7 protein-coding genes are annotated in these 9,872 nt (G+C 45.6%); 4 read left to right on the top strand and 3 right to left on the bottom strand.

Features of this window, described 5'->3' with window-relative positions; all coding sequences use genetic code 11:
* Positions 1-68: 68 nt before the first annotated feature.
* Positions 69-824, bottom strand: a complete 756-nt coding sequence (locus CXF58_RS12840) for a TSUP family transporter (protein WP_102077734.1) — start codon at positions 822-824, stop codon at positions 69-71.
* A gap of 415 nt (positions 825-1,239) precedes the next feature.
* On the opposite strand from CXF58_RS12840, the gene nhaA reads away from it, so the two are divergent.
* The gene (nhaA, locus tag CXF58_RS12830) at positions 1,240-2,442 is read left to right on the top strand and encodes a Na+/H+ antiporter NhaA (RefSeq protein WP_102077732.1); all 1,203 of its coding nucleotides are present in this window, start codon (positions 1,240-1,242) and stop codon (positions 2,440-2,442) included.
* 103 nt (positions 2,443-2,545) lie between these two features.
* Complete coding sequence (locus tag CXF58_RS12825; protein WP_102077731.1) at positions 2,546-3,952, top strand: oxygenase MpaB family protein; 1,407 nt, start codon at positions 2,546-2,548, stop codon at positions 3,950-3,952.
* Positions 3,953-4,209: 257 nt separating this feature from the next.
* On the opposite strand, the gene CXF58_RS12820 is transcribed toward CXF58_RS12825, so the two are convergent.
* Positions 4,210-4,947 carry an NUDIX hydrolase gene (locus CXF58_RS12820; RefSeq protein WP_102077730.1) on the bottom strand — a complete coding sequence of 246 codons (738 nt, stop codon included), beginning with the start codon at positions 4,945-4,947 and terminating at the stop codon, positions 4,210-4,212.
* Between the two features lie 127 nt (positions 4,948-5,074).
* Here CXF58_RS12820 and CXF58_RS12815 point away from each other — a divergent pair, with 127 nt between their 5' ends.
* A complete protein-coding gene (locus tag CXF58_RS12815) occupies positions 5,075-5,596 on the top strand; it encodes an HPP family protein (RefSeq protein WP_102077729.1) in 522 nt (173 codons plus the stop codon).
* A 352-nt stretch (positions 5,597-5,948) separates the two neighbouring features.
* A complete protein-coding gene (locus CXF58_RS12810; RefSeq protein WP_102077728.1) occupies positions 5,949-6,512 on the top strand; it encodes an NUDIX hydrolase in 564 nt (187 codons plus the stop codon).
* Positions 6,513-6,633: 121 nt separating this feature from the next.
* Here CXF58_RS12810 and CXF58_RS12805 read toward each other — a convergent pair whose 3' ends face one another.
* Positions 6,634-9,699 (bottom strand): insulinase family protein, encoded by a 3,066-nt coding sequence (locus CXF58_RS12805; protein WP_102077727.1) that lies wholly within the window; start codon positions 9,697-9,699, stop codon positions 6,634-6,636.
* Between the last annotated feature and the right edge of the window lie 173 nt (positions 9,700-9,872).

Genomic DNA, 9,872 nt, shown 5'->3' with positions numbered 1-9,872 from the left:
GTGACGATACTGCTGGAATAAAGCTTTCTCAATTTATAAAGACTATCTCAACCTCAAAATAACTATCGTTAACCAAGCACATATTTGGTTAGCATTGCCAAACAAACCAACACAATCATCGGACGAATAAGTTTACTGCCGCCTTTAACGACCATATGCGAGCCAAAATACGCGCCGATCGTCTGCCCAACCATCATGGCCAGTCCCACTTTCCACAGCACATTACCGCCCAAGATAAAGAAAATAAGCGAGCCGATATTGGTAGATAAGTTCAGCACTTTTGCTGCGCCCGTTGCTTCGATAATTTGGCGACCACGCAGCGCCACATTTCCTAAAGCAAAAAACATCCCCGTACCCGGTCCCATATAACCATCATAAAACCCTATCAAAGGCGCCACTACTTTTTGCCACGTGCCTTCTGAGATACGTGGTGCGGCTTCTACTTCACCCAGCCTTGGAGCAAATAAAGTATAAATACCAATCGCCGCAATCAAAAACGGAATCAGTTTTTCTAACAAATCAGGCGGCGACAACTGCACGGCAATCGTCCCAATAACCGAACCAAGAAAAGCGGCGATGATCGCAAATTTGATACTTTTAGGCTTGATGACACCTTTTTTAATCATGGTAATAGACGCCGCGAGCGCACCCGATGCCGCTTGCAACTTATTGGTGCCCAAGGTTAGCACAGGCGGTATATTGGCAAGCAGCATAGCAGGAATGGTCAATAAACCACCGCCGCCCGCGATAGCATCGATAAAACCTGCCAGCGCCGCAACAGCCGTCAGCATTAAAATAATCTCGATAGAGAGTGATATGTCCATGACACTAACCTTGAAAATTTGGGGTATAAAAAAGCAAACGCAACGTTAAGATTTGTGTAAAGGCGCTCATTATAAAGATAAAACCGTAAAAAAAACCAAAAACCTAGCAAAGTCTGCTAGATTTGTTATATTCTCGGCTTTATCAGTACGCCTTTTGGTAGGCTTCGCCTGTTTAAAAAAACCGCATAAAACCGTTAACGTATTTAATTGTTTATATGAATAAGATTGTGAGAAACTAGAGCCATCGGTCTGCTGCGTCATTTTTAATGATAAGGGCAGCATGAATGATGAGGGTTTATGGCTCGGCGAAATGCACTTAAGGAAGCCAAAGCAGGAAAGTAAGCAAGCCAGAACAATTTAGAAATTTGAAGTTTTTGAATGATTTAGCACGTTTTATTGAGTCAATGAGGATAATATGGCAATACAAAGAATCAGAGCATTTTTCAACCTCGAAGCGTCAGGCGGCATTGTCTTAGCGCTGGCAGCTATCGCGGCAATGATTATTGCCAACACCTCTCTTAGCACTTGGTATGAGTCTTTTATTCACGCGCCCGTTGCCATTCAAATCGGTGGCTTTGAGATTGCAAAAGACGCCCATCATTGGATCAACGATGGTCTGATGGCAATATTCTTTTTTTTAGTCGGTCTTGAGCTCAAGCGCGAAGTGCTCATCGGCGAGCTCTCTAACGTCAAACAAATTATCTTACCCGCTGGCGCAGCATTGGGCGGCATGATTATGCCTGCTATCGTCTACATGATTTTTAACTATAATGAGCCTGAGTTTTGGAAAGGTTGGGCGATTCCGGCGGCGACCGACATTGCTTTCGCCCTTGGTATTTTAAGCTTACTTGGCAATCGCGTGCCAAACTCGCTCAAAGTCTTTTTGGTATCCATTGCTATTTTTGATGATATTGGCGCTATTTTAATCATCGCCTTATTTTATACCAGTGACTTATCGCTCGGCGCGCTCGCTGTCGCTGCTTTATGTTTACCGTTCTTATATCTACTCAATCGCCGCAATGTTACTAGCATCACGCCATACATACTAATCGGTGTCATTATGTGGATTGCCGTGCTCAAGTCTGGCGTTCACGCGACCTTGGCTGGGGTGGTACTGGCATTATTTATTCCACTATTTGACCGTACGGATCCTGAACACTCGCCGCTAGAAGAGCTTGAGCACGATTTGCAAAACACCGTGTCTTACGGCATTCTGCCTTTATTTGCCTTTGCTAATGCCGGTATCTCGCTTAAGGGTGCAGGCTTTGCGGAATTATTTCACTCCGTGCCGCTGGGTATTGCTGCCGGATTGTTTATCGGTAAACAAATGGGCATAATGCTGATGTGCTGGTTAATTTTCAAATTGGGTATTTCTACCATGCCAAAGGGCATGACCTTTAAGCAAATTTACGGCGCAGCGTTACTTTGCGGCGTTGGCTTTACCATGAGTTTATTTATCGGTGGTCTGGCCTTTGGCGGCGCGACACCATTATTTGACGAGCGCTTAGGTATCATTATGGGTTCAATCGTATCTGGTATCGCAGGTTACTTGATGCTAAAAGCCACCTTAAAAGAAGAGGTCAGCAATACCTCGGTGGACTTAACCCATCATTCTTAAGCACTCATTAAGCGTGAGCGACTTATAGCTATCACGCTAAATAAGTCGCTTAATGCGCTTAAGATGAGTGGATAAAAGCAGACGATATAAAGTAGCTAATCATATGGGTCCCATCGATATCGCTAAAGAAAATGCCAAAGCCAATAGCGCCAGCGCTCGGCAAAAAGCTGACCCTAACCCGGCAATTCACGCTTACCAACGCCATGGACGCACGACGGCGATTGACGACCATAGCGACCTACAAGTCTTAAAGCGCATTAAGCGTTATTTATTGCCAAAAGACTTTGTTATCTCGCAAGAGTTATTGCAGGAAATGGTTGCCGGCTACGATATTGGCGATCCACTAGCCGATGCGTTGGCCGCTGACGGTATTCGTTTTACCAAGCCTTTACAGCAATTTATCTTAAGCGATAGTAATGGTGGCGATAGTAATAGTAGCGATAGAAATGGCAGCAGCTTCGATGCTACCCTTCTAAGCAACCCTGAATTTAATACCTTAACCGAGCAATTTAGCAGCCATCCTGCTTGGTTTGACCCCAAGCTTGCACAAATCGGCGCAGTTGCTTATCGACGTTATCCGCTGATGCTCATTTGGCTATTGCGCAATGTCGCGCTAATGGCCGGCTATAGTATTCCCGCCCTCTCCCTGCCGCTCATTCAAACGGGCGCCTTAATGCACGACGCCCTACCGCGCTTGATGCGTACTTATGCCTATATTCTAGCCGTCTCTGAACACCCACAACTAAATTCTAGCTCTTATAATAACCGTCAACCGATTAAGCAGGTATTGGCAATTGGCTCAGAAGGCTGGCGGCAGTCTATCAAGGTGCGGCAAATTCACACGACGGTGCGGCAAAACTTGCTCAGAGGTAAAGGCAATGCCGCTAAAGGTGTCATACCCGATGCCGACCAACACCACAATGTAGATGGCAGCTGGAACACCGACTATTGGGGTATTCCTATCAATCAAACCGATATGATTGCTACCCATTTGCAGTTTTCATTATTGATTATGCGTGGGCTACGGCTGCTTGGTGCCCGTATCAGCGGCGAGGAAGCCGAAGGTATCTTACATCTATGGAATCTTGCCAGCTATTGGATGGGCGTTGATTTACAGCGCTTACCGAAGGATGAAGCCGCTTGTTGGGAATGGCTTTATACCTATTTATCAGTTCAGCAACTTGATTTTAAAATGGGGCAACCATTAGCCAAAGCCTTGCATGATTTGCCGCGTCAGCTGATGGGCGAAGACAATCGACGGGGGCGTTTCGTTGAGATGGTCAATGCTAGCGTGACCCGTACTTTGGTCGGCGATGATATCGGCGATGGGCTGGATTTGCCAAAATCAAAAATCCGCTTTGGCGTCTTATCGTCAGTGCCGATTCTCTTTGCGCTCGATACGGCACGCCAACACAATCAAAGTGTGGCTGAAAAATTAGAAGCCTTCCGTGCTAAACGCCAAGATAATATGAATTGGTGGTTAAAGAAAAACGACGATTATTATAAATAACTTGTGCTAATTACAGATACTTTAAGAAGAATAATCACTCAGTATTAGATAAAACCAATAACGAATAATATTATGCAAATCTATAACCATAACCAGAGGGCATAAGTCGAATATTATTAGTAGTAAATAGAATATATCAAGCCATTATCAACCGCCTCTACAATAACTATAATAAATCCGCAAAAGACGCGCTTGGTTTGATTAGAAAATGGTTTTACTGTAGACAATTCAATAAATCACCGCAAGCGACTGACGTATTAATTACGCGTATCTTGAATGCGGTAATACCACTCAAGCCGCCGATCAAAGCCCGTCTCTAGCAAGCTGGCGATGACGCGTCCTGTCAGACCCCATATTGTTTCGCCATCTACTTGCCAGCTTGGCGTGAGGATGGTCGCGGTCTGATCTTGCATCGTATACTCTATCGCATACTCAACGGTAGGCTGCGTCAGCAAGGTTTCAAAATCTGCCCAAAAAATACGCGAGATTTCATCAAGCTCGGGCACTAACAGTAAATCTGGCGCAATTAGCGCCACAATAGGACGCACACTCATGCCACTTTTAGAGGTTTGAATCGGTAATTGACCAAGTAGCTGGACTTTATTGGGTGGTAGCGCGGTCTCTTCGCAGGCTTCACGCAAGGCGGTGATGACATTGTTACCGTCACTGGCGTCATGTTTACCGCCTACGCAAGAGACTTCGCCGGCATGACTGTTCATGTGAGCAGCGCGGCGCGTCAGTAGCAGCTTTGGATGGCGCTCATGAGTGATGGCAACCAATACCGAGGCATCAGCAATCGGTGTCTGATACAGACTTTCTAAAATACGCTCGCTAAGAGAAGTATGAGAGCTGTGGTATAACGCAGGATTGGTGACCGCATTTAAGGTCTCATGCTGCACGCGTTCCGCCAACTTTCTAATAGTGGGATAACGAATAAAGTCTGGCACAGCGACGGAAAATTCATCGAAATGGACAGACTGCGGGGGGAGTAACATTATTATTGCCCTATGTTTTTATCAGTATCAAGCATCAATGCCGTTAAACATAAATAACCATTAAATAGCCATTAAATAAGATGCTGATTACGCAAGTAAGCACTTTAAGATCACATGTTTTTAGGAAATGTTTGTGGATAAGATTTTTTCATTAAATAAAATGCAGGGCAAAACCGATGATTGCCCGCAAAGATTGCCATTAATTATCATTGCCCTTGCTTGGGTTGGCGGTACTTTCGCCACCGCCATACTGGCGCTACTGGGCAGCTGGCAAAACGTCGCTATGATTTTGGGCTCATTTGGTGCCAGCTGTTTGCTTATTTTTGCCTATCCAGAGAGTCCATTTGCCCAGCCTAGAAACATCGTTGGCGGTCATCTTATCACCACTTTTACGGGGCTATCGTTCTTGACCTTGTTTGGTATCGAGTGGTGGAGCTTGTCGCTAGCGGTCGGTACAGCGATTGCGCTGATGCTATTGCTGCGCGTGCCGCATCCACCGGCAGGCTCTAATCCCTTAATCGTCATGCTCGGCGGCGTCAACTGGCATTTTTTAGTCACCCCTACGCTAATCGGTGCGCTAGCCTTAGTCGCAGTGGCGCTGATTTATAACAATATCGGTCGCGGTCGCCATTATCCGCGTTATTGGTGAATCCACCCTTCAATATACAGCCATCATTTATTATTTAACATCAGTCTAGTCTAGACTAACGCAATCTAAAAGCGGCTGCATATACTTTATGTGACTGGACTGATGCGTAATCGCAGCGCTGACAATGACGCTTCAAAAGCCTTATTTCATAAACGTAAGCCTAGCTACCATCAGTTTAGCAAAAATGTGTGCTTTTTATTATCACTGCCAGTGCGATGGAAATTTGTGTTATCTTAGGCTTCATAGCTATGATGCCAGCTGACAAGCGAACGTCATAACATAAGAATTATAATTCTTACAACACCGATAACCTTTTTTCCATCTTTCGTTTATCTTATATAAGGCAGTTGATATGCGCTATTGTCTACAATGCGGCCATGAAGCAGAACGCAAAATACCAGCCACCGATAATATGCCGCGTTTGGTATGTCCAAACTGCAATTATATTCACTACGAAAATCCAAAAGTGATTTGTGGCTCACTGGTCGTACATAAAAGTAGAGTGCTATTATGCCGCCGTGCGATTGAGCCGCAATATGGCTTATGGACGTTGCCAGCTGGCTTTATGGAAAACGGCGAAACCATGGCAGAAGGCGCGGCGCGAGAAAGCTTTGAAGAAGCGGAAGCCGTGGTTACCAACCCGCATTTATATTGCTTATATGATATCCCCGATATCGGGCAAATCTATAGCATCTATATCACCGAGCTAAAAGACGGCGCTTACGGTATTGGCTCTGAAAGTCTGGACTGCGCGTTATTTGCTGAAGAAGACATCCCGTGGGATAAGCTTGCCTTTGAAGCCGTGCGCCGTACCTTAAAAAGCTACTTTGCCGACCGCAAGGAGTTTGACGACCATACCGACTTCCCTATTCATCAAGATTTGATTGGCAAAGACCAAGCGATTAAGCGTTATTAATACAGCTTTTTAAACTACTTACCGGCAATAAAAACCGCCGCTTTCAATATAAACACTGAGAGCGGCGGTTTTTTTATACAATCAATGATTTGCGATGACTGATTTTGCGCTAAATTAACAACTAGCTTTTAATTTTACAAACGTTAAAGCCTAACTCTTTTACAGCTTCTTCTTTATCATACGGCGCTAGTACCGCTCGCACATGGTCTTGACCTTGCAAATATTGCTTAGCGACGCGCTGCAAGTCAGCAACCGTCACAGATAATATCGCCGCGCGCATTTTACGCTGCCAGTCGACGCCGCGATGATGCAGATTGGCAAAGCAGGCTTTTACCGCCTCGCCTGCTGGAGAGCCAGGTTTATCCATACCTGAGATAATACCTAAGATGGCTTCTTCTAATTGCTCATCGGTTTGCGGCTCATTCAATAGCCACTCGATACTGGCTTCAAAATGCGCAAAAGTTTCAGCGCACTGCGGATCGCGATAGCTAAAGAACTTAAAGGCGCACGCGTTGGCATCGTAACCTGCGCCGCCGCCATAGGCACCGCCGCGCTCACGAATGGCGCTATGCAAGTAGCCATTGCGCAGATACGGCGCTAATACCATTAAGGCAGCAGTATCAGGATGGTCTGCGGCTGGCACGGTATAAGCACTGGCATTATGATAGACGTTGGTCGGCACTAGCCATGCCAAGTCTTCAACCGCAATTTCTTCTAATTGAGCGCCGTCATTCTTACCATTGAGCGCCGAGTCTAACTGTAAATCTGCAAATTCACTTGGAATGCTCGCTTTAATAGCCGTTTCAGTATTGCTTAACTTTTCCGCAATTTGTGGCGCTTTACTGTCTTTCCAGCTCTCAACGATTAAATTGCTTAAACGTTCAGTTTGCTCGGCTTCACAAATAATGACGGCGTGTTTTGGCAAGCTTATTATACGCTGATGTAAATCCATCAAGCTGCTTGCCAGTTTATCCCACTGCGTATCGTCACTACTGGCGTGGGTTAAGAAGTCTTTTAGCGCGTTTAGTGCTGGCAGCCCGCTACGCACATATTCTAACTGCGCTTGACGACTCATGCCGCGACTGGCGGTTTGCATAGCATACGAATGCCCAGAACCGGCAAGGTTTGACTGCCAACCAGCTGCTCGCTGCTGCAAAATCTCTTTAATACGGTCATGCTCGCTAAAGACACTGTGCTCCATGACTTCTTTGAGCAAATCAATCGCTTCAGGCTTACGATTTAGCGCGCGTGTGGCAACGACGAAGTAGCTGCTAATCGCTTGGCTGTCATCGATATTGGTACGCTGGCTGATACGCGCCGTCACTCCTGATGAATGCGCCGCTTGCTTGGCTTGCATTTCATGAGCGCTTAGCGAGTCGGTTCCCAATTCTGACAATAAGCTTAGATAAATCGGCAATAGTGGATGATTGATGACTTCATTAACCGGTAGCTCGCTGGTGTCTTGATTACCAATCGCATCGGTCAACGGCACAATCACTTGATAATAATACAAACCGTTAGTACCCGCTTCATATTCAAATAAGGTGCTATCCTGCCCGCTTAAATTTACTTGTTTTTGCGTGCCTTGTTTAAAGCTGATATCGGTTGGCACGTCTTCTAGACCAACTTTTGGCAATAAGCTTAAATCATCAGGCGCAGCTTGGCGCGCTGCCAAATCAAGCGCTTGCTGTTTTAAGATAGCTTTATCATCAGCGGTCAAATCCATCGCAATGGTATCAAGACGGGTTTGCTCAGCGGCTGCCAAACGGGCAGTTTTTTCGCTATCAGGCTTCAACGTGACACGGACACGATGCTGATTATCGAGCAAATGGGTCTTGATTAAATTCGGTAACCACTGTTTGTCTTTGACTTGCTCACGCAGCCATTGCAAGTGCTCATCAACTTCCCACACATCGATAGGGTTGCCATCATGAATCGCCGTGCTAAAGCCCTCTAACATAAGGTTTAAACCATACGGCATGCTATCACCGCCGATATGGCGCTGATCAATCTCGATTTGGTGCAAAATGGTTTCGATGGTTTCATCATCAATCGGATTGCTCGCGACCTCTTTAAGTAAATCAAGAATGCCCTGCTCTACCGCTTCGGCATGCTCAGGGTTTGAACCGCGTAGACCGGTATAGAATACCATTTCATAATGACTGTCATCGAGACCCAATAGCGGACTCGGCGCTTTACCGAGTGGATGGCTGTCCAAATACGCACGCAGGGGCGAACCAGCATGCTCAACCAACACGCCTTCTAATAGACGCAGTGCCAAACGCTGCTTGGGATCGGTAATCGATGGCAATAACCACGCCACCACATGATGCGTTTGGTCTGGACCAGCTTCATCAGCAGTATAAGTATCAACCGCGCTAATCGGTGCAGACAGACGTTTTTCTGGACGCGAGACGTGTTTTTTGCCTGCTTCAAATTGAACCAAGGCATCTTCATGAATTTTTGCTTGCGTCTCAGCGACCGGAATATTACCAAAGCTCATGATCACGCTGTTTGACGGATGATAATGACTCTGATGAAATTCAACCAGCTCATGATGGGTCAAATCAGGAATATCAGCAGGATCGCCGCCCGAATTATAATGATAGGTCGTCGTTGGGAACAAATGATGGGCGACCGTATGATAAAGCTGGTCAATCTCGCCGCTCATTGCGCCTTTCATCTCATTAAAGACGATACCTTTAAACTGCGGCTTATCATTTTCATCTAATTCTACGCGAATACCTTCTTGGGCAAAATCGAGTGGATGAATATTGGGGAAAAACGACGCATCAAGATAAACGGCTAGCAAGTTAAAATAATCGTTTTTATTTTGGGTCGCGTACGGATACGCCGTCCAATCGGCGGCGGTCATCGCATTCATAAAGGTATTTAATGAGCGTTTAATCATCGAAAAGAACGGGTCGCGGACAGGGAACTTTTCAGAGCCACACAAAGCCACGTGCTCTAAAATATGCGCCTCACCTTTTGAGTCCATTGGCTGAGTACGAAAGCCGACCAAAAAGGCATTTTCATCGCTTGGATGGGCTAAATGGTAATGCATGGCGCCTGTCTTGACGTGTTGGCTTATCAATACGTCCATCGACAATGCCTCAATGTGGCGATGCTCAAGCAGCTTAAACGCTGGATGCAGGGTTAAATCAGCGGTAAATGGCGTGTCAGTCATAGTTGTCCTTATAGAGTAACCTGATAGCTTCTTTGTTAAGCGCTCATGTGGCCGTTAACTGATAAAGCATCTCAGGATAAACAATCAAAAATGGAAAGGTTTATATTTATAAAATTGATTGGTCTAAAATTAATAGCGTTGTAAAAGTTACAAAAATAGCAGTGTTATAAAAA

Source organism: Psychrobacter sp. Sarcosine-02u-2 (assembly GCF_002836335.1).
GTDB classification, from domain to species: domain Bacteria; phylum Pseudomonadota; class Gammaproteobacteria; order Pseudomonadales; family Moraxellaceae; genus Psychrobacter; species Psychrobacter faecalis.
Note: the sequence above shows the minus strand (reverse complement) of the source record. Positions and strands in the feature narration are given on the sequence as shown.